The sequence below is a fragment of the Epilithonimonas sp. genome (genome assembly GCF_036780765.1).
Lineage (GTDB): Bacteria > Bacteroidota > Bacteroidia > Flavobacteriales > Weeksellaceae > Epilithonimonas.
On record NZ_DAIQCG010000006.1, the window covers coordinates 76,376 to 97,623 of the forward strand.

The 21,248-nt window shown below is 35.9% G+C and carries 15 protein-coding genes and 2 tRNA genes (1 of these 17 cut by a window edge); 8 read left to right on the top strand and 9 right to left on the bottom strand.

The window, feature by feature from the left end; all coding sequences use genetic code 11:
* The 5 genes from V7P73_RS10795 to V7P73_RS10815 all read left to right on the top strand — a co-directional run.
* A tRNA-Asp gene (locus V7P73_RS10795) sits at positions 1-53 on the top strand; it begins 121 nt to the left of the window's first position.
* Between the two features lie 32 nt (positions 54-85).
* Positions 86-159: transfer RNA gene (locus V7P73_RS10800), tRNA-Asp, on the top strand.
* A gap of 371 nt (positions 160-530) precedes the next feature.
* On the top strand, positions 531-674 hold the full coding sequence (locus V7P73_RS10805) for a hypothetical protein (RefSeq protein WP_333853483.1): 144 nt from the start codon (positions 531-533) through the stop codon (positions 672-674).
* Positions 675-696: 22 nt separating this feature from the next.
* Positions 697-864 carry a hypothetical protein gene (locus tag V7P73_RS10810; RefSeq protein WP_333853485.1) on the top strand — a complete coding sequence of 56 codons (168 nt, stop codon included), beginning with the start codon at positions 697-699 and terminating at the stop codon, positions 862-864.
* A 66-nt stretch (positions 865-930) separates the two neighbouring features.
* Entirely contained in the window at positions 931-1,626 is a 696-nt protein-coding gene (locus V7P73_RS10815) for a VIT1/CCC1 transporter family protein (RefSeq protein WP_333853487.1), read from the top strand.
* A 63-nt stretch (positions 1,627-1,689) separates the two neighbouring features.
* On the opposite strand, the gene V7P73_RS10820 is transcribed toward V7P73_RS10815, so the two are convergent.
* From V7P73_RS10820 to V7P73_RS10845, 6 genes are all read right to left on the bottom strand, one after another.
* The gene (locus tag V7P73_RS10820) at positions 1,690-2,175 is read right to left on the bottom strand and encodes a DUF6691 family protein (RefSeq protein WP_333853489.1); all 486 of its coding nucleotides are present in this window, start codon (positions 2,173-2,175) and stop codon (positions 1,690-1,692) included.
* A gap of 10 nt (positions 2,176-2,185) precedes the next feature.
* Positions 2,186-2,749, bottom strand: a complete 564-nt coding sequence (locus V7P73_RS10825; RefSeq protein ID WP_333853491.1) for a YeeE/YedE family protein — start codon at positions 2,747-2,749, stop codon at positions 2,186-2,188.
* Between the two features lie 16 nt (positions 2,750-2,765).
* The gene (locus tag V7P73_RS10830; RefSeq protein WP_333853492.1) at positions 2,766-4,172 is read right to left on the bottom strand and encodes an MBL fold metallo-hydrolase; all 1,407 of its coding nucleotides are present in this window, start codon (positions 4,170-4,172) and stop codon (positions 2,766-2,768) included.
* An 86-nt stretch (positions 4,173-4,258) separates the two neighbouring features.
* Positions 4,259-5,053 (bottom strand): sulfite exporter TauE/SafE family protein, encoded by a 795-nt coding sequence (locus tag V7P73_RS10835; RefSeq protein WP_333853494.1) that lies wholly within the window; start codon positions 5,051-5,053, stop codon positions 4,259-4,261.
* A gap of 75 nt (positions 5,054-5,128) precedes the next feature.
* The gene (locus V7P73_RS10840) at positions 5,129-5,758 is read right to left on the bottom strand and encodes a Crp/Fnr family transcriptional regulator (RefSeq protein WP_333853496.1); all 630 of its coding nucleotides are present in this window, start codon (positions 5,756-5,758) and stop codon (positions 5,129-5,131) included.
* 509 nt (positions 5,759-6,267) lie between these two features.
* Positions 6,268-7,875 (bottom strand): Na+/H+ antiporter, encoded by a 1,608-nt coding sequence (locus V7P73_RS10845; RefSeq protein WP_333853498.1) that lies wholly within the window; start codon positions 7,873-7,875, stop codon positions 6,268-6,270.
* Positions 7,876-8,128: 253 nt separating this feature from the next.
* On the opposite strand from V7P73_RS10845, the gene V7P73_RS10850 reads away from it, so the two are divergent.
* Entirely contained in the window at positions 8,129-10,153 is a 2,025-nt protein-coding gene (locus tag V7P73_RS10850; protein ID WP_333853499.1) for a M13 family metallopeptidase, read from the top strand.
* Positions 10,154-10,424: 271 nt separating this feature from the next.
* Here V7P73_RS10850 and V7P73_RS10855 read toward each other — a convergent pair whose 3' ends face one another.
* The 3 genes from V7P73_RS10855 to dnaE form a co-directional block, all read right to left on the bottom strand.
* Positions 10,425-12,008, bottom strand: coding sequence for a GEVED domain-containing protein (locus V7P73_RS10855; protein WP_333853501.1), 1,584 nt, complete (start codon positions 12,006-12,008; stop codon positions 10,425-10,427).
* 149 nt (positions 12,009-12,157) lie between these two features.
* Positions 12,158-13,690, bottom strand: a complete 1,533-nt coding sequence (locus V7P73_RS10860) for a T9SS-dependent choice-of-anchor J family protein (RefSeq protein ID WP_333853503.1) — start codon at positions 13,688-13,690, stop codon at positions 12,158-12,160.
* Positions 13,691-13,945: 255 nt separating this feature from the next.
* Complete coding sequence (gene dnaE / locus V7P73_RS10865) at positions 13,946-18,598, bottom strand: DNA polymerase III subunit alpha (RefSeq protein ID WP_333853505.1); 4,653 nt, start codon at positions 18,596-18,598, stop codon at positions 13,946-13,948.
* Positions 18,599-18,750: 152 nt separating this feature from the next.
* Between dnaE and V7P73_RS10870 the strand changes: the two genes are divergently transcribed.
* Both V7P73_RS10870 and V7P73_RS10875 read left to right on the top strand, forming a co-directional pair.
* The gene (locus tag V7P73_RS10870; protein WP_333853506.1) at positions 18,751-19,008 is read left to right on the top strand and encodes a hypothetical protein; all 258 of its coding nucleotides are present in this window, start codon (positions 18,751-18,753) and stop codon (positions 19,006-19,008) included.
* Positions 19,009-19,168: 160 nt separating this feature from the next.
* On the top strand, positions 19,169-21,238 hold the full coding sequence (locus V7P73_RS10875; protein WP_333853507.1) for a S8 family peptidase: 2,070 nt from the start codon (positions 19,169-19,171) through the stop codon (positions 21,236-21,238).
* The last annotated feature ends 10 nt before the right edge of the window (positions 21,239-21,248 follow it).

Below are 21,248 nucleotides of genomic sequence, written 5' to 3' on the forward strand. Positions count from 1 at the left end.
AGAATGCCGCCCTGTCACGGCGGAGGTCGCGGGTTCGAGTCCCGTCCGGATCGCATAAAGTTTATCAATTACTTTTCAAAAAATTGATCCGGTAGTTCAGCTGGTTAGAATGCCGCCCTGTCACGGCGGAGGTCGCGGGTTCGAGTCCCGTCCGGATCGCAACTACAACATCAAAGTAGTACAAAAAGCTTTAAAACGTATGTTTTAAGGCTTTTTTTGTTGTATGTCTGTTCAAAAAGCGCTAAAAAAGCACAATCTGAAAGTGAGCTATTGAGTTAACCTTTAAAAAAGGATGAAAAAGTTCACTGAAGATTCAGTCAAAGTCTTTATTTAGGCTGTTTGCCAACTGAATGACTTCCCGATATGTTTTGAGTTGTTTAATTTTAAAACTTTGAAATAAAGGCAAATCAACAAGACATTCAAATTACTATTCTATGTAAAGAAATCCAAGATCAACTCTGTGGGGAAGCTTCTATTTCTCTTCGTATTGTGATTTTAAGAGCATATTGTCGTTATTACACTGATGATTGGTGCTTGAAATCAAAAAAACATTCAGCTTGGAAACGTCTATGAAGATTTTTCCGTTTGTTTCTGTAAGTCCTTTTTACAGCTATTATTCCCAGACTTCGGCAAAATATTTTACGCCTTATCAACAAGCACACGGCGTACGATGATTTTTATAAAAGCAATTACGATTTGTCTAAATTCAGTAGCAATTTTTATGGTGCCGGAATTAGAATCAATGCTAAAGATGGGATATTTGGAATTTCTAGACTTAATATGCAAGAAATCTGGTACGGTCATTACATGAAATCTATCAGGATGAAGCCAGATATTAATCCATTAAATTTAGGATTCAAGTAAATCTTTTTAAATTTGACTTACTACAAATTTTAGCAAATTATTTTTTTCAATCAAAAACTAAAAATTATGCATCATCAACTTGAAAAACATTATGTGAACAGAGTCGGCTGGCTTCGTGCAGCGGTTTTGGGTGCAAACGACGGATTATTATCTACCACAAGTATCGTGATTGGTGTTGCCGCAGCAAATCCTGACCGAAATACTATTATTCTCGCAGCACTTGCCGGAATGATTGCCGGAGCAATGTCTATGGCAGCCGGAGAATATGTTTCCGTAAGTGCACAGGAAGATACTGAAAAAGCTGATTTGCTAAGGGAAAAAAAGGAATTGGAAGAAATGCCGGAAATTGAATTGATAGAGCTGGCAAAAATCTATGAAAAGCGTGGTGTAAGTAAGGAAACTGCTTTACAGGTTGCTACTGAATTAACCAATCACGATGCTTTAGGAGTGCACGCTCACGATGAATTGGGAATCAACGAGATTACTCAGGCAAAACCTTTGCAGGCGGCGTTCGCATCGTTTGGTTCTTTTGCTTTGGGTGCAATATTACCTTTTGCAGTATCACTTTTAGCGCCGATAAAAGAAATGGTTTATTTCCAGTATGGATTTTCAATTATTTTCTTAATGATTCTTGGCGCAATTTCTGCAAAAACAGGGGGTTCAAAAATAGGAATTGCTGTTTTGAGAATCTGTTTCTGGGGCACTTTTGCAATGGGAGTCACCGCTTTGATTGGGCATTTTTTTGGAGTTTCTGTGGCGTAAAAATTATTATTAAATAAAAAAATAAAGACTGTAGTTTTGAATTACAGTCTTTTTTCTTCCATTTTAATGAGGTAATTTTTCCCTGAAATAGCCATACACCCAAGTTCCTAAAATGGCACTTGTCAAAGTAATGATAACCGCCAAAGCTCCAGTTCCAATCTGTGCAAAAAGAGGTCCCGGACAAGCGCCTGTAATCGCCCAGCCAAATCCGAAAATCAATCCGCCATAGATTTGACCTTTATTGAATGTCTTGGGCGCAATTTTGATGGGTTCGCCATAAACGGTCTTAATGTTAAACTTTTTGATGACCCAAACGGAAATCATTCCCGTAAGAACAGCGCTCCCAATCACGCCGTACATATGAAAAGACTGCAAACGGAACATCTCCTGAATCCTGAACCAACTGATAACCTCCGCTTTTACAAATACAATCCCGAAAAGAATGCCGACGATGAGGTATTTTATGTTGTGATACCATTTGTGTTTCAGTTTGCTTTCTTTGATGCAAATCGTGTCTTGATGATGTATATCTTCTGTTTCTTTTATCATTTTTTAATTTTTAAAGTGAAAGAATAACCGGCAAAATAACATTGGCCATTAAAAACCCGCCTGCCATAAAGCAGATTGTGGCAACAAGAGAAGGCCATTGCAGATTGGACAATCCCATAATGGCGTGACCGCTGGTACAACCGCCTGCATATCGAGTTCCAAAGCCTACCAGAAAACCTCCGACTACCATTGTCAGGAAACCTCTTAAAGTTAATAGACTTGCAAAATTCATCAACTGTGGAGGAACAAGATTGCTGAAATCTGTAATTCCGTAAGTGGCTAATTCGGTTTTTAGTTTAGGATTTACTGAAATTTCTGCGTTGTTGATAAGATAATGAGAAGCAATCAATCCACCCAAAAAAATTCCGAAAACGAAAAAAAGATTCCATAATTCTTTCTTCCAGTCATATTTAAAAAAACTGATATCCGCAGGAATGCAAGCCGCACAAATATGTCTCAAAGAAGAGCTGATTCCGAAAGATTTGTTTCCTAAAATCAGCAAAACCGGAACTGTAAGACCAATGATGGGACCTGCAACATACCAAGGCCAAGGTTCTTTTATTAATTCTAACATCAATTCTATTTTTAATTTAAACTTTACTCTTACAAACAAAATCGCTTTTCGGAACTCCTGTTTTTGCAATGTCGCCAAAACCACCTGCAATTTCGCTAAAATTTCTGTATCCTCTTGCCTGCAAAATACTTGCAGCCATCATACTTCTATAGCCGCCTGCACAATGGATGTAGAAATGTTCTTTAGAATCTAATGTGTTAATCCATTGATTGATATAAGACAAAGGCTTGTTGAAAGCTTCTTCTATGTGTTCCGCTTCGTATTCGGATTCTTTTCTTACATCGATAATTTTCACTTCTTTTCCTATGATTTCTTTCTCAAATTCCTGAGCAGAAATTCTATTTACAGTATCGATTTCTTTACCGCTGTTTTTCCACGCATCGAAACCGCCTTTTAAAAAACCGATGACATTATCAAAACCTACACGGCTCAGTCTGGTAACGGTTTCTTCCTCCTGATTTTCGTCTGTAATTAATAAAATCGGCTGCTGCGCATCTACAACAAGCGCTCCAACCCAAGGTGCAAAATCACCATCTAAACCAATATTTACAGATTGCGGAATGAAACCTTCAGCAAAATCATTGTTGTTTCTGACATCTAACAATAATGCTCCGCTGCCTTCGGCAGTTTCTTCGAATTCATCAGGAGACAATGCGTGAAGCCCTTTCGATAAAATTTTATCAAAACTTTCGTAGCCTTTTCTGTTCATCGCAACATTCATCCCGAAATAAGCAGGTGGTGGAAGAAGCCCGGCCGTAACCGATTTGATGAAACTTTCCTTGTCTTTTTGGTTGAGCGCGTAGTTTGTTTTCTTCTGATTTCCTAAACTGTCGATTGTTTCTTTCTGCATATTTTTTCCGCAGGCCGAACCCGCTCCGTGTGCCGGATAAATGATAATATCATCATTCAGTGGTAAGATTTTTTCGTACAAACTGTCGTAAAGCAGACCTGCTAATTCTTCCTGTGTAAGATTCGCCGCTTTTTGTGCCAAATCAGGACGACCGACATCGCCTAAAAACAAAGTATCTCCACTGAATAATGCTTTTTCTTTTCCGTTTTCATCTATTAATAGAAAAGATGAACTTTCCATCGTATGACCGGGCGTGTGAAGGACTTTTATTTTGATATTTCCTACTTCAAAAACCTGATTGTCTTCTGCGATAATCGCTTCAAATTCGGGTTTTGCCGTTGGGCCGTAAACGATTGGAGCTTTTGTTTTTTTGCTTAAATCCAAATGACCGCTCACAAAATCTGCGTGAAAGTGGGTTTCAAAAATATATTTTAAAACAACGCCGTCTTTTTGCAGTCTTTCGATATAAGGTTGAGTTTCTCTTAACGGGTCGATAATCGCTGCTTCTCCGTTTGAAACAATGTAATAAGCGCCTTGAGCAAGACATCCTGTATAAATCTGTTCTATATTCATTATGATAATTTTTTAAGTTTTTTTATTGATACAAAGTTGAGCGATTAGAAATTTTTGTACCGCTACTTTTGTTACATAAGCGTTTTTTAGAAGAATAATTCTTTCACGATAATGTAAATTCCCATTATTAGAATAAACCATCCAAAAGCTGGTTTCAGCTTTTTTCCATCAATTTTTTTTGAAAGTTGTGCGCCAATGATGATTCCTATAATGGCTATGGACGAAATTGTGCTTAAAAGTTTCCAGTCGACTTCGACATTTTTTACTGATGAGAAAAAACCGATAAGAGAATTGAGAGCAATAATCACCAGAGAAGTTCCAATAGCTACTTTCATCGGTGTTTTAAGCAAATTAACAAGAGCTGGAATAATCATAAATCCCCCACCGGCACCGACAAGACCGGTAAGAATTCCCACAACAGAACCTTCGCCTGCCGCCAAAAGATTTTTGCTTTTATTAATACTTTCCGCTTGTAATTGTAATTCCGGACTTTTCTGAATCATTTTGTATGAAGCTAAAATCATTAAACCTGCAAAAATGAGAAGCAGAAAAATATCTTTGGTCACCACAAAATTATTAATGCTGAAAACTTCATTAGGAATCAGTGGAACGAGATAATTTCGGGTCAGAAAAATGGAAATAACGGAAGGAATTCCAAAAACGAAAGCCGTTTTCAGATTGATAAGACCTTTTTTAAAGTAAGAAAAAGAACCCACAACACTGCTGATCCCGACAATGAACAGTGAATATTCGGTTGCCAAAATTGCATCAACCCCAAAAAGATAGACCAGTACCGGAACTGTAAGAATGCTTCCGCCACCACCGATTAATCCTAAAGAAATTCCAATTAGAACAGAAGCTATATAGCCAAAAATTTCCATTTGCTTTTTTATTTATGATGCAAAATTGGAAATCCTGAAGAACGTACACCGCTACTTTTGTTACATAAGGATTAGTTAGTTTTCCGAAAGTGTAATTTTATTACGTCCGAGTTTCAATTTGCCTGCATCTTCAAGCTGTTTCAGAAGTCTGGAAACGACCACTCTTGCTGTTCCGAGTTCATTGGCGAGCTGTTCGTGGGTAACAGTAATGGTTTTCGAATCAGAATTTGATGATTTTTTATATAATAGATTAAGAAGTCTTTCATCTACTTTTTTAAATGCAATGGCGTTGATAATATCGAGTAATTCCTCAAAACGTTTATGATACAGCCTGAAAATATAATCGAGCCATTCGGGATATTCCTTAATGAAAAGCGAAACTTTATCCACCGGTAAAAACAGAATTTCAGCATCTTCTTCAACTTCGGCTTTTACCACGCTTTTTTCGTTGTGCATTCCGCCAAGGAAAGACATAATGCAGCTTTCGCCTGCTTTGATGTAATATAACAAAATCTCACGTCCGTCCTCTTCTGTTCGAATCACCTTAATCATCCCTCTCATCACAATAGGAATAGAGCGGATGGACGCATTTTCATCAAGGATGATGTCGCCTTCGTGATATATTTTTGTGATACTGTTCTGGTAAAGCTTATCCAGCAAATCCTTTGAAGTTGAAAATTCTTTTGATAAAACGGAGTTGTTCATTTTTTTGAATTAGGAAATAAAATTATGTAAATTTCTATCAATAGAAAAAAGAAATGGTGCCAACTGTCTTCGGCTGGTGCCATTTGGCTTTTGGTGAACTCCGTAGAACTATGCTCAAGCCATTTATTAGAAGACATTGATAATATGAAATCTTTCTTATCATCAGAAGTCAATATATTCTTTCCAAAAAGAACAGAGCAATATAACTGACAGCTGTACAGTCAGAACTTTTTTGGAAGATTATACAATTTGGTTTAATATTCCTTTTGCAGCGATAATCACTTGAGCTTTTCATACTTTGGACACGGTTGCAGAAACTTTTTCGAATCCTTTTGAGAGGAGTACCCCTGATATTCCGATGACGCAAATAAGCCGAACATTTGAAATTGATATGAAAGATATGTTGGATAAAAATGATTTATCGGCGCCAATTCTTCTTGAAAATAATATTGTTCTTTAAAACAATTTAAACAAACAAAAAACTCTTCCGCTTCGGAAGAGTTTTTATATTAATGAAAGCTTGGATTTAATTTCAAATCATTTAGGTCGAGTTGTAATTCTGCTTTTCGGATTTCCTCATCATCATAATATTTCTCGCGTCTCATCTGGAAAATATCAACTCTTTGTTTTGCATAGATTTCTTGAAGGATTTCAGCAAATTTATCAATCTCCTGAGTTGTACAATTGTTACATTCCAAAATGTCTAATTGGTTCTCTGTATTTTCTGTTTCGATAGAAATTTGCAAATGATAATTTTTCAAAAGATTACTTTTTCCAACGATTTCTGAATAATTAGAATTAATGTGATTAAGCGCTAGTCTGTTTAATCTTATTTGTATCTGTGCTTCCTGCTGTTCTTGTGGTAAAACTGCATCCAATGATGGCATATTTAGTTTTTTGACAATGAAAGGTAATGTTAATCCTTGTACAACTAAGGTTATGAAAATAACAATGAAAGTGATTAATAATATTAAATTTCTGTGAGGAAAAGGACTTCCGTCGTTCATCACAAAAGGGATAGAAAGTGCGGTTGCTAATGATACAACACCTCGCATACCAGCCCAGCCGATAACTATTGGGCCTTTCCAGCCTGGCGAAGGTTCTTTTCTTACAGATTTGAAGAGCCATCTTGGTACAAATGCAGCAGGATAAACCCATAAAAATCGAATAGCAATAACCACAACACTAATGATAATACCGTATTTGATGCCTTGGATTAATGATGCTTCTTCTAATCCGTGAATAATAGCAGGTAGTGATAGTCCTATCAGGATGAAAACCATTGCATTCATTACGAAAATCACAGTTGTCCAAACACCTAGCATATTGAGACGTGTATTTCCGTTTTTGAAAATTTCGTGAGATCTATATGAAATGAAAAGTCCACCTGTTACAACAGCCATTACGCCTGAAAAATGAAATTGTTCTGCACCCAGATATAAAATGTAGGGCGTCATAATCGTCAAAGCCGCATCAATGGCTGATGTTGTTGGCAGGTAACGATGTATGAGATACATAATTACGGCTCCAATCAATCCAACTACAATTCCCATTCCTGCGACTAAAAAGAATTGTCCGGTAGCTTCATTCATAGAAAAACTTCCTGTTAGAATCGCAGCTAATGCAAATCGGAATACAATCAATGATGATGCGTCGTTCACAAGGCTTTCTCCTTCCAAAATGCTGATGATTCTTTTCGGAACGGGTAATCCTTTTAAAACTGTTGTAGCTGCAACAGCATCTGGCGGAGAAACGATTCCGCCTAATAAAAACCCTAACGCCAAAGTGAATCCCGGAATCAATGCCTGAGAAAGATAAGCAATAATTAACGACGTCGCAAACACTAATCCGAAAGCTAATAAGGCGATTGGTCTTTTCAATTTCCAAAAGTCGTTCCACGAGGTGTACCATGCGGCTTCATATAATAATGGTGGTAAGAAAATCAGGAATATTAGTTCTGGATCTAATTCTATCTTGGGAATTCCAGGTAAAAGGCTAATGATTAAACCGGCTAAAACTAAAAAGATAGGATAAGCAATTTTCATTTTTTTTGCTACCATTACCATCATAAAAACAGAAAAAAGTAATGCCAGAATCAATAATAAATTATGATGCATTTGAAAAGAAATTAAATTATGTTTTTTCTGTAAAAATATAATTCTGCCTATTAAAATCCTATAGCTTTCTGGAATTAAATAAAAAAATGAAAATGATAATTTTTTGGGATTTGTTTAATGATTTAATTGACTGATATTTAAATGATAGAGCAGGAATTGTCTTATTGTTGTTTAATGCCAAAAATAATTACTGATTTTTGTAACAAATAGCAAAATAGAACTACTCATAAAAACTAAATATTACAATCAAAAAATGAAAAAGATCTCTCTTAGTGCATTGATGTTGGCTTCATTATTTAATGTTGCTTTTGCACAAACCAAACAAGCTGCTTTGGAGCTTAATTATATGGACACATCAGTGCGTCCGCAAGATGATTTCTACAATTACGTTAACGGAACTTGGATGAAAACTGCGAAAATTCCTGCAGATAAACCAAGTTGGGGTTCTTTTAACCAATTAAGAGAAACTACAGATAACAATTCTTTAGGATTATTGGATAACATCCTAAAAGAAAAATTTGCTACAGGTTCTGAAGGTCAGAAAATTCAGGCGCTTTATGAAACTTATATGGATATGAATAAGCGTAATGCTGATGGTCTTAATCCTATAAAAGCAGATTTAGCCAAAATTGACGCGATTAAGAATCTTAATGATTTGCAAAACTATCTTATCGAGGCTACTAAAAGAGGAGAGAATGCTTTCTATGGATGGGGAGTTGATGGAGATCTTAAAGATTCTAAGATGAATGCTGTCTATTTAGGCGACGCTTCTTTTGGTCTTGGTAGAGATTATTATCAAAAAGAATCTGCGAAGAACACAGAAACGATTGCAGAATACAAAAAATATGTAGCTAAAGTTTTAACAGAAATTGGTTACAAAAATGCTGATGTTGTTGCGGGGCAAATTGTTGATTTCGAAAAGAAAATGGCTAAAACATTATTGACGAATGAGCAAATCCGTGATGCTAACCTTCAATATAATCCTAAAACATTACCTGAACTAAAAGCTCTAGTGAAGAGTGTGGATCTTCCAAAATATCTTACTCAGGCTGGAGTTAAAACAAATAAAGTAATTATTGGAGAACTTAATTATTATAAAAATCTTGATACGTTTTTAACTGAGAAAAATATTCCTTTAATCAAGAATTATCTTAAATTTCATTTGACATCAGGAAGTGCTGGTTACCTAAATCAGAAAATGGATGATTTGAAATTTGATTTTTACAGCAAATATCTGCAAGGTCAGCAAGAGCAAAGAGCACTTAACAAAAGAGCTTTGTCTCTAATCAATGGTGTTCTTGGTGAAGCTTTCGGAAAGGTGTATGTTGAAAAGTATTTTACGCCAGAAGCTAAATCTCAAATGCTGACTTATATTGATTATCTTAAGAAAAGTTTCGGTGTACATATCAATGGTTTAACCTGGATGTCTTCTACAACCAAGCAAAAAGCATTGGATAAATTAAATAAATTCACGGTTAAAATTGCTTATCCGGATAAATGGAAAGATTATTCTAAATTACAACTGAAATCTGAGAAAGATGGAGGTTCTTTATATTCTAATTTGAAAAATGTAGAAAGCTGGCATTATGACAAAGAAATAGAAAAAGTAGGAAAGCCAGTAGATAAAACAGAATGGGGAATGTCTCCACAAACAGTAAATGCTTATTATAATCCTGTAAATAACGAAATCGTTTTCCCTGCTGCGATTCTTCAGCCACCTTTCTTCAACCCAGATGCAGATGCAGCGGTTAATTTTGGAGGGATTGGAGCGGTTATCGGTCACGAGATGACACACGGTTTTGATGATAGTGGTGCCCAGTTTGATGGTGACGGAAACTTAACCGATTGGTGGACTGCTGAGGATAAAACTAACTTCGAAAAAGCGACAAAAAGTTTAGCTGCGCAATATGATAAATATGAACCAGCAAAAGATGTTCACGTGAATGGAACTTTTACCAATGGAGAAAATATCGCTGACTTAGGTGGAGTTAACATCGCTTATGATGCTTTACAAATGTATCTGAAGGATAAAGGAAATCCAGGCAAAATTGATGGTTATACGCCGGATCAGAGGTTTTTCTTAAGCTGGGCAACAGTTTGGAGAACTTTGTCAACAGATAAATATTTAACTAATCAGGTTAAGACAGATCCGCACTCTCCAGGATTCTTCAGAAGTTTTGGACCTTTGGTTAATACAGAAGCTTTCTATAAAGCATTTGATGTAAAAGAAGGAGATAAGCTTTACAAGAAACCAGAAGAACGAGTTAAAATCTGGTAATACAATTTCCTTATAAAAAATTACCCTGTGATTTTCGCAGGGTATTTTTTATATAATTTCTAAAGGTTTTTAAATGATATTGTGTTTTGCTTCGAAAGTTCAATATCAAGGATAAATTTGTTATTGAATAGAGTAGACTTTGTGCTTAAAAAGCTTGGTTTAAGGAAAAGTAAGAACTTAATATTTTACGGAAGTAAGCTTGCTTTTTTATTAGTAAACAAAAATCCCATCTCGCAAGAGATGGGATTGAATTTATTTATAATTCTAAGAATTATTTTTTGATAGCTTTGAAAGTTTTAACACTTCCATCTTCCATCTTCAAGTTTACGATGTAAAGACCTGTTTTCAAGCTAGAAAGATTAAGTTCTGCTGCTGGAGCAAGAGATTTAACTTCTCTACCAGAGATATCGTTTACAGAAACTGATTTAACTCCTTTCACGTCAGAGATATTAAGAACATCTGTGAATGGGTTAGGATATACAGAAACTCCTTTTTTAGCAACATCAGAAACAGCAAGAGCATCAATATAATTAATTGTATAATCTTCAACCTGACCATTGATCATATTAGTACAAGCAGTTGTCAATGCATTGTGGATTGTAGTCCCAGAGAAGTTATACTTGATTCTCATGAATTTTTTACCAAAAGAAGTACCTGCAGGAATAGTGATATTTCCAGTTACAGGAATTGTAGTAGGAATTCCAACTACTCTGATCATTGTAGGTGTAGTGTTGAAGTAAGCTTCTCCAGCATCGTCGAAATCACCATCGTTATTCCAGTCAATGAACACAGACATTGCCCATCCATTTGTTATAGTAGTGTTATTACTTCCTACTATAGATAAAGGCATAGTAGTCACATCACGGTACCAAGGGAATTCTATACTTGTGTAATCTTGATGAACCGGGAAGCTTCCGATACCAGCAGGAGTTGGGTCAGAAGTATTAGTCATTCCTGCAAAAGTTACAGATCTGATTGGAGCAATGGCTGTTGGAGCAGACGATGTCAAAGGACCACAGTGACCTACAGTAGAGTTGGTCATAAAAGTAATCTCTTGACAACCTGTTGCATCTCCTACGTTGTTTGTAGGAACAACTTTAGCATAATAAGTTGTATTAGCAACTAAAGAAGTATTAATAGATGTTCCGATAACTGAAGTATTCAACACGTCAGATCCGCCAGGAGTCGTTCCTACTGTTACCTTGTAACCTGCTGCCTCTGGCACACTTGGCCAAGATAATCCTGCAGTTCCGGCAGAAATAGTACTTCCGTTAGCTGGGCTTGTAAAAGTTGTACAAGCTGGGGCATTGGTAACTACTGCTTGTTTTACAACAAAATCATCAATGTATAGCGCACCGGTAGAAGTTCCTGATCTTTGTAACCAAGTCCCTACACCATAAGTTTTATTTGGATCGAATGTTCCTGCAGGAATTACTGCACTAAGATTTTCGCAAGTAGTGATTGCCGCAGCTCCCAAAGTTACACCGGTTCCAACAGTTGTGATAGACCAGCTATTTGTTTCTTCATTTAACTCAGCATACATTACATAAAGTGTCCCTGTAAGGTTAGCTGCTTTTTTGTAATTGAAACTAACAGTCATAGCTTGACCATTGTTAGTTTGACCATAAAGATCTCCAATTTCTAAAAGATCTGCAAACCATCCAGTTTGTGTTACTGTTGCGCTGTAAGTCAAAGACCCAGATGTAGTTGCGCTACAATAGTTCACTGTGTTAAAACCACCTCCACCAAATTGGTAGAAACCAGTTGTGTCATCTTCAAAATCTTGAGAGAAGTCATACTGAGCATTGACTCCAATACCTAATGCCAAAAGACAAGATAATAGAATTTTTTTCATAAAATTATAAATTTATTTAAACTGATACGAATATAGAATTTTTTTTTATTCTGAGGAAGTATATTAACATTAAAAGTTAAATAATGTTAGTGAAACAAAAAAGCCACCTCTGTAAAAGAAGTGGCTAGATAATTTAATTAAGTTTCAAATTATTTTTTAATGGCTTTGAAAGTTTTCACGCTTCCGTCTTCCATCTTAAGGTTTACGATATATAATCCTTCTTTAAGATTAGATAAGTTGATTTCTGCAGCTGGCTCCAGAGATTTAACCGCTCTTCCAGACATATCATTTACAGTAATTGACTTAACGCCTTTTACATCAGATATTTTCAAGATGTCTTTGAATGGATTAGGATATACAGAAATATCAGCTTTATTAAGGTCAGAAACAGCTAATGTACCCATGCAAGTAACACTTCTTGTGTGTGAAGTTGAAGAATCTGTAGCTCCAGAACATGTGGAGTTCGTGTGGCTGTAGAACCTTAATACTCCTGTTGTAGTTGCAGTATAAGTTACTGAGTTTGTACCAGAAGCTAATCCAACAGGCGTTGCATCATTGGTTGCAATTGTGATATAGTATCCAGTTTTAAGTAGTATATCAAATTTATAGGTTCTTCCTGCTACAACATTAATTGCTGAATATTCACCTGCATAAGCAAGTGTTCTAGTAACAGCAGTTGTTCCGTTGCAAGTAGATGGTGTTAGAGTACCATATAATGCATTAGGAGCAGTTGTGCAATATGAAGCAGCTGCAGTAGTGAAACTGAATTCATTACATCCTGTAGCGCTTCCGATATCATTTTTAGGTACTACTCTCCAGTAATAAGTTGTAGATACGGCTGTTGGTGCAGTAGTAGATGTTCCGGCAACAGTTGCAAGTAAGGTTGTAGGGTTTGGACTTGTTCCAAAATATACATCGTAACTAGTTACAGTACCTCCTGTAGTTGGTGCTGTCCAAGATAGTGTAGTAGTGCCCGGAGGAACCGCTGTATTGTTGTTTGTTGGAGATGTTAATGTAGCGCAATCTGGAGCAGTTGTGGCAGGCGCAGTATTTGTTACTTTAAAATCATCTATATTTAGTGCAAATTGGTCATCAGAAGTACATCGGATTGCAATATAAATTTGTTGTCCTTTATATGATGATAAATCATAAGTGTATTCATGATATGTAACATCTGCTGGTGTAACTACAACAGGAGAGATTGCAGTGAAATTTGCTATATCAGTTCCTGTAGTTGATACAAAGACCTGAAATTTCTCCAAACCATAAGAAGAGTTAGCTGATTTTGCCCAAAAGCTAACTGCTGAAGTTCCTGTTGCAGCCATGCTGATTTGAGGTGAGATCAACCAGTCGTCATTCCAAGGGGAAGAAGTTGCATTGAAGCAAACAAGATTTTTGACACCAGTTCTTGCGGAGAATCCAGCCCCAGATGCAGGAACAGTAGCTGAAGCATTAAAAACCTGATAAGATTTTGCAACTCCTGAGTTTGGGAAAACCACAGCAGCGCCACCAGAGGTAATACCGTATGTTGTCTTAAGATCAACGTCTTTTAAAGTCCAGCTACCAATATCAGCAATAGCAAAATCTGTATAGCTTTCAAAGCTGTCTTCAAAAACTACTGTTGTTTGTGCGCTGGCACAAATTCCAAGTGCTACAAAGCACGATAGTAAAAGTTTCTTCATAATTATTTAATTTATATTAAGTTTGTAAATATAATAAATAATAATTATTCAAATGGCGAATTATTTGAAAATTATTTATTTTATTTTAATTTATTAACACAATTTCTCTTTTATTTAAATTGGTGTATAAAATAAAAAATCTACTCTTTTGATTAAGGGTAGATTTTTATATATTGATTATGTAAGTATTTTGGTGTTTATTAACTATAGTTGAAAAATATTATGTTAAATAAGTGTTGTGTTGTAGTATTAGGTTTAATTCAAAAAAACCTCGTAATTATTGATTTGATGCATCATTTCCAAAAGATTTTCATTGATGTTAATCTTATGCTGCATAGAAACCACTTCTAAAACAGATTCGTCTTCTGGATTTTTGATAAAAAAATTAAGTTTTTGCTCGCCTTGATTTTGAATGATGTTTTCTTTGAAAAACTCAATATCAGATTGTCGCAATGAGTCTAACGGAACAACAACAGACAAACTTTTAGCAAATTTTTCGAATGCTTCTTTCAATTCCAGAACTTCATTCACATTCACGAAAACACGTCCATCTTTTCCTTGAGAATATTTGATTTTCATAATCACGAATCGTTGAACTTCTAGTTTATCTTTCAATCGCATATAATCTCTATCGCCCAATCGGAAAGAGTAGGAGCCTGTGTAATCTTCCAGCATAACAAAGGCTACTTTTTCTCCGCTACGGAAACCGTCAGCTACACGATATTCAGTGATTAGTCCGGCAACAGTATATTCTTTAGTGTTATCTTTTTCATTCATTTTGTCTTTCCAACTTTTCTTTTCCTCAAACAATTCTGTTGTTTTTGCAGGAAAAGCCAAATCTTTGAATGCTTCTACTTCGTCCAGATTCAGGAAGTTAAAATTTCCTTTTGGTTCTGCTTTTTTTGTTGATTCTTCGAGGAGTTCTTCTTCCAGACCTACTTCATCCGAAGCTAAAATATCTTGAACTTCTTCGTCTGGAACATTATCTTTTTCTAAAATTGGAGCCACTTCTTCCAAAACGATTTCTTCTTTTTTCTCTTCCAGAACGGCTTTTTTAGAAAGAACGCCTTGCATAAATTGAAACTGATATTTGAACTCGTCCAAAGGATGCGCAGATAGATAGAAACCGATGATTTCTTTTTCTTTGTTTAGTTTATGCATATTTGGCCATTCTGCGCAAGGTAGAAGTTTCGGTTGTTCAATTTGAACTTCCTCGGCAAAATCTGCAAAAAGCGAGTTTTCCATCTCGTTTTTACTGTCTTGGAAGCTTTGTCCATATCTGGCAAGTCTCTCTATGTTAGTTCTTCCGGCTTGGTCTATATCAAAATATTGTCCACGGTGATAAGAATCCAATTCGTCAAAAGCACCTGCTATTATCAAGCTTTCAGCAACTCTTTTATTAACTTGCGAAGGTGGTATTCTTTCGAAGAAATCGTAAATGTTTTTATATTTTCCATTTTCTCTAATTAACGTAATCGCCTCACTTGGACCTTCGCCAATTCCTTTGATTGCACCAAGGCCAAAACGAATTTGCCCTTTCTCATTTACAGAGAATTTATATTGAGATTCATTCACGTCTGGACCCAAAACATCTACACCAATTGCTTTACAATCTTCCATAAACATTGTGATAGAAGCCGTGTTGTTGATATTATTACTCATTACACTCGCCATATATTCTGCGGGGTAATTGGCTTTCAGATAAGCAGTTTGATAAGCAATCCACGCATAACAAGTAGAATGGGATTTGTTAAAAGCATATTCTGCAAAGGCTTTCCAGTCATTCCATATTTTTTCTAATCGTTCTTCGTTAAGGTTGTTTTTTCTACCACCTTCTATGAATTTCGGATACATTTTATTCAGAACATCAATCTGCTTTTTACCCATTGCTTTTCTCAAAGTATCGGCTTCACCTTTTGTAAAATTGGCGAGTTTTTGGGACAGAAGCATTACCTGTTCCTGATAAACTGTAATTCCGTAAGTTTCTTCCAGATATTCTTCAAGTTCCGGTAAATCGTAAATAATTTCCTCGGTTCCGTGTTTTCTGTTGATGAAATTTGGGATATATTTTATTGGGCCTGGACGGTACAAAGCGTTCATTGCAATCAAATCGGCAAAAACCGTAGGCTTCAGTTCACGCATATATTTTTGCATCCCGGGACTTTCATATTGGAAAATTCCGATGGTTCTTCCGTCCTTGAATAATTGATAAGTTTTAGCATCATCAAGCGGAATTTCATCTGGGTTAATATCAATTCCGTGGCGTTCTTTCACGAGTTTTACAGCGTCTTTGATAATCGTTAAAGTTCTTAACCCTAAGAAATCCATTTTCAAAAGGCCTGCATCTTCCGCCACCGAGTTGTCGAACTGAGAAACCAAAATCTCTGCATCTTTCGCCGCAATCGTAATCGGAACCAAATTGCTCACAGGTTCCGGCGTAATAATCACACCACAAGCGTGGATTCCGGTGTTTCGGATACAGCCTTCCATCTTTTTGGCACTGTCCAAAACAGAAAATCTGGAGTCGTTTTGGTCACTTAAAATAGCTTTCATCTCATCAACCAGTTGTTGGTCTTCTGGTTTGAGCTTGTCGTATTTTGTTAAGGCTTTTGCGATGTTCATTCCGGGACTTGGCGGAATTAATTTTGCAATCATATTGGTTTCCGGAATCGAAACATCCAGAACCCGACCAGCATCTTTAATCGCCGATTTTCCTCCCAAAACGGAGTAAGTAATAATCTGAGCAACCTGTTCCTGACCATATTTTTCAACTACCCATTTGATAATTTTATCGCGACCTTCATCATCAAAATCGATATCAATATCGGGCATAGAAACCCTTTCCGGATTAAGGAATCTCTCGAAAAGTAAGTCATATTTAATTGGATCAACATTGGTAATACCGATACAGTAAGCCACCGCAGAACCTGCCGCAGAACCACGACCTGGACCAACCCAAACGCCCATATTTCGAGCCTCGTTACAGAAATCCTGAACAATCAAGAAATAACCTGGATAACCTGTGTTGGCAATAACTTCCAATTCGAAGTCTAAACGTTCTTTGATGTCATCAGTGATTCCCTCAACACCATATCTTTTTTTCGCCCCTTCATAAGTCAGATATGTCAGGTAAGCCATTTCGCCTCGTTTTCCACCATCGATGTCATCTTCTGGATTGATGAATTCTGCTGGAATATCAAACTTCGGAAGCAAAACGTCACGCTTCAAAGTGTAAGGTTTGAACTTTGCCAAAAACTCATCATATGCTTCAAAAGCATCTGGATAAGCTAGAAAAGTAGCTTTCAGTTCTTCCGAATTTTTGATGTAATATTCATCAGTGGTTAAACCTTTTCTTTTTCCAAATCCTTTACCTATAGGCGTTGAAAGTTTTTCTCCGTCTTTGATGCAACTTAAAATATCCTGAATATTCGCATCACTTTTATTAGTGTAGTAAGTCTCATTCTGAGCCAAAATTTTCACATTATATTTATCAGCGAATTGAAGTAAAACTTCATTTAAATGTTCTTCTTCTGGCAGATTGTGATTTTGGATTTGAACATAAAAATCTTCTCCAAATTCCTCTTTCCACCACTGGAATAATTCTTCTCCTTTTTGTTCTCCGATGTTCAGAATAGTGCTTGGGATATCACCATTGATTCCAGAGGTTAAAGCAATCAAGCCTTCTTTATATTGCGCAATCAGTTCTCGGCTGATTCTCGGAACGCCGAAATAAAATCCTTTCTGAAAACCAATACTTGATAATTTGACTAAGTTTTTATAACCATCAAAATCCTTCGCCAACAAAACGACTTGAGTTCTTCTGTCTGGGTCATCTTTTGTAAATTGCTTTTGTTCATATCTTTCAGAAATATAAAATTCTGAACCAACGATTGGAATCAGTTGACTGGAATCTGGTTCTTCTTCATTAAATTCTTCTCCATTTTCTTCAGCTTCCGCTTTTTTTGCTAAATATTCTTTATGCTTTTTTGAAATAGCAGAATTGGAAGCTTCAACCGCTGTCACGAATTTGAAAGCGCCCATCATATTGCCAATATCAACAATCCCGACAGCCGAGAAGTTTTCTTCTTTAGCTTTCGTGATAAGGTCGTTGATATTGGTAGTTGCCGTCAAAGTTGAAAATACAGTGTGATTATCAAAATGGAAATATTTGCCTAAATCAATCTCATCAATGTTCGTAATATCAACTTGTTTCTTTTTGTTGTTGAAACTTGCGATTTGTCTCCTGATAACAATTCCGAAAGGTTTTATCGGATTTGGATTGAGTGCTTGAAATTCCTTTAACTGAGCTTCATTGATTTTCAAAACCTCAGTCGGAATCACACCGATTCTCATCATTTCGAAGAAAACCTGCGCTGTTGCATTTACGTCGGCAGCGGCGTTGTGAGCTTCGTCAAATTTGTGTCCGTATAATTTTTCGTAAAGTTCTTCTAGTTTCGGAGATTTGTATCTTCCGCCACGTCCACCTTCTAGTTTGCAATAATCTGTTCCCAGAATCATTGTGTCAGCTCTTGGTTTTTCCTGAAGATTGTCTTTGATGTTTTTTCGATAAAATTCTGCTCCAACAATGTTATAATCGAATTCTACATTGTGTCCGGAAACAACTCTTACATTTTCCAGAGCTTTAGAAAATTCTTCCAAAATCTCCTGCAAATCACGACCTTCTTCATTCGCAATTTTTGTGGTAATTCCGTGGATCCTCGCTGCGTTGAAGGGGATGTCGTAACCTTCTGGTTTTATGATGTAATCTTGGTTTTCTATCAAGTTTCCGTTGTCATCGTGGATTTGCCAGGCAATCTGAACCATTCTTGGCCAATTGTCTGAATCTGAGAGCGGAGCGTTGAAATTTTTGGGTAAACCGGTGGTTTCTGTATCGAAAACTAAATACATTAAAATAGAATTTTGTGTAAAGTTAAGGTTTTAATAAGAGAAAAAAAATGGCTTCAAAGTCCGATTTTGTTAATTGTTCATAAAAAAGTTTATGCTGGTTAAAACTCTTTTCTCAGTGAGAATTAAATCTAATTTTGAAGAAAAAATAGCCTTTGAAAAAACTTTTATTAGTTACTCTTTTATTCATTTCGCATTTTATTTTTTCTCAACAGATTAGGGGAAGAATTGTCTCTGATTCTATTGCTGTGAATCAGGTTTTGGTTATTAATATCAATTCTCAGGAGAAAACTTATTCTGATTCTAAAGGTCAATTTTTGATTAACGGAAATATTAATGATGAACTTCGGTTCGTAAAATTAGGTTACGAACGTAAAGATGAATGTTTTATATTATTCGTTGAAAACATTTAAAACCAAAACTATTTTGAAATATGGTTTTTGTGATGAGCAGGATGTCGGGAATCTGAAACTTCATTTCGAAGCTTCATTTAAGAAATTCAGAAATAAATAGTTAATACTTTTAAAACTAATATGAGATAAGTATTTTTTTATCTTTGCAAAAACAATTCTAATGAAAAGAATTTTATTCAGTATAAGTTTTATATTTTCATTTTATTTTTCTAATGCTCAGGATCTTAAACTGAAAAATGAGTTCACTCAGCAAAGAGTAAATAATGAGAATAAATTAGATTCTTATTTTTCAAAATCCACTGCAAAATATTCTCAAAAAGAAAAAGACAGCCTGAAAAAGAATCTTTCAGGTTTTGCTGGAAAAATTCCAGTTTTTTATTCTATAGAAGAAACCAGTGCCAATGCCACTGCCAATATAGATGAACTTCAATCGGGGACTGTTCCTGGGATTACCTCTCCTGTAAATGGTAATGGAATCAAACTGACTGTTTTTGATGCTGGCCGCGTACAAGATACGCACGAGCAATTTACAACTAGCAGAGCAATTAATAAAGAAGCTACAACAGAAGCGAAGCATTATCACGGTACCAATGTTAATAGTATCTTGATTGGAAACGGATTAGCGACTGGAAACTTCACACAAAGTAGTGTCTCTTATCCTAAAGCCAATGCAAAAGGTATATTAACGCAAGGGGTTATAGATAATTATATGTTCGGAACAACTGCTTTGGGGAATAATTATGAAAAATTAACTAGTTTACCAGGACTTAATATTTCCAATCATTCCTATGGTGTTAACGTTGGATGGCAACTTTCTGGCACCAACACTTATTATTGGATCGGAAATTATGAACTGAATCATACCGACACATATTCCGGAGCTTATGCTGATAATGATTATAAATTTGATAAAATCGTTTATAGTCAACCACAGCAAATTATTGTAAAATCAACTGGGAACTATTATGGGGTAGGACCATCTGCAAATTCTAAGAAGTATAAATATAATTCTACAACAAGTAGTTGGGTTTTATTTGAGGCTAATGATGAGGTTCCGCCAGCAAACTGTAGTCAAGGCTATAACTGTATAGGATATGGGTCGTTGGCTAAAAATATTATTACAGTAGGTGCTGTAAACCAATTGCCAGGAAATCATAAATATACTCAAGCTAGTGATGTTGTAAAAGGAAGTTTCAGTAGTGCCGGTCCAAGAAAAGATGGCGCTGTGAAACCAGATCTTACAGCAGTAGGAGTAGATATGATTATGGCTAATTATACTACTGCAAATCCCAATGCGACTAATCTTTATGTTGTTAATTTCGGAACTTCTTACGCTGCGCCAATGGTTTCCGGTATTGCTGGTGCATTGACTCAAATTGAAAGAAATATTTCTGGAAACAGCAGTTTTATTTTCAATGTTGATGAGATGAAAGCATTGTTAACCCATACGGCGAATGAAGCTGGAAGACCAGGACCAGATGTTTGGTACGGTTGGGGCTTGGTAGATGCTAAGAAAGCAGCTCAAGTTTTAGTCAATAGACTTGATGAAGATGCTTACTTAGAAAAACAAACTTTGACATCTGGGCAACCTTTTACAAAACAAATCAAAGCAACTGGAACCGAACCGTTGAAAGTGAGCATTTCTTGGGTTGATCCTGCTATCACACCATTTACCAACGATATAGACCTTCAAAATAATCATACTTCAAGAATTGTGAATGATCTAGATCTTAGAGTAGTGGAAGTTGGTTCGGGAGCGATTTATTATCCTTGGAGACTTGATATTAATGATCCGAATGCTAATGCTACAAAAGGCGATAATACGGTTGATAATGTAGAACAAGTCGTGATTGATAATCCAACAGTTGACGGAATCTATAGAATTGAGGTTACCAATAAAAACTCTTTGGTTAATCAAGAAGGAAATGAGGCAACTCAAAATTTTGCTTTGGTAGCTACAGGAACTAAGAAAATAACTTTGACAGCCAATGATTCGAGTAAGGAAGAAGTTAAAATTTATCCTACGAAAACAAAAGATATAATCAATGTTAATGCGCCTAATGATATCGAGAGAATCGCATTTTTTGATATGAATGGTAAATTGATTCTTGAAAATACAAAGACTTCAAAATCTCAAGCTATTAGTTTGAATAAGTTCACAAGCGGTGTTTACATCATTACTGTGAAAACAAAATCGGGAACTATTTCTAAGAAAATTATTAAAGAATAATTTCTAAATC

Excerpts from the sequence above, each read along its gene's own strand:
- V7P73_RS10815 (WP_333853487.1), top strand. The coding sequence starts at position 931 with ATGCATCATCAACTTGAAAAACATTATGTGAACAGAGTCGGCTGGCTT.
- V7P73_RS10845 (WP_333853498.1), bottom strand. The coding sequence starts at position 7,875 with ATGCATCATAATTTATTATTGATTCTGGCATTACTTTTTTCTGTTTTT.
- V7P73_RS10855 (WP_333853501.1), bottom strand. The coding sequence starts at position 12,008 with ATGAAAAAAATTCTATTATCTTGTCTTTTGGCATTAGGTATTGGAGTC.
- V7P73_RS10825 (WP_333853491.1), bottom strand. The coding sequence starts at position 2,749 with ATGTTAGAATTAATAAAAGAACCTTGGCCTTGGTATGTTGCAGGTCCC.
- V7P73_RS10860 (WP_333853503.1), bottom strand. The coding sequence starts at position 13,690 with ATGAAGAAACTTTTACTATCGTGCTTTGTAGCACTTGGAATTTGTGCC.
- V7P73_RS10850 (WP_333853499.1), top strand. The coding sequence starts at position 8,129 with ATGAAAAAGATCTCTCTTAGTGCATTGATGTTGGCTTCATTATTTAAT.
- V7P73_RS10820 (WP_333853489.1), bottom strand. The coding sequence starts at position 2,175 with ATGATAAAAGAAACAGAAGATATACATCATCAAGACACGATTTGCATC.
- V7P73_RS10835 (WP_333853494.1), bottom strand. The coding sequence starts at position 5,053 with ATGGAAATTTTTGGCTATATAGCTTCTGTTCTAATTGGAATTTCTTTA.
- V7P73_RS10830 (WP_333853492.1), bottom strand. The coding sequence starts at position 4,172 with ATGAATATAGAACAGATTTATACAGGATGTCTTGCTCAAGGCGCTTAT.
- V7P73_RS10875 (WP_333853507.1), top strand. The coding sequence starts at position 19,169 with ATGAAAAGAATTTTATTCAGTATAAGTTTTATATTTTCATTTTATTTT.
- V7P73_RS10840 (WP_333853496.1), bottom strand. The coding sequence starts at position 5,758 with ATGAACAACTCCGTTTTATCAAAAGAATTTTCAACTTCAAAGGATTTG.
- dnaE (WP_333853505.1), bottom strand. The coding sequence starts at position 18,598 with ATGTATTTAGTTTTCGATACAGAAACCACCGGTTTACCCAAAAATTTC.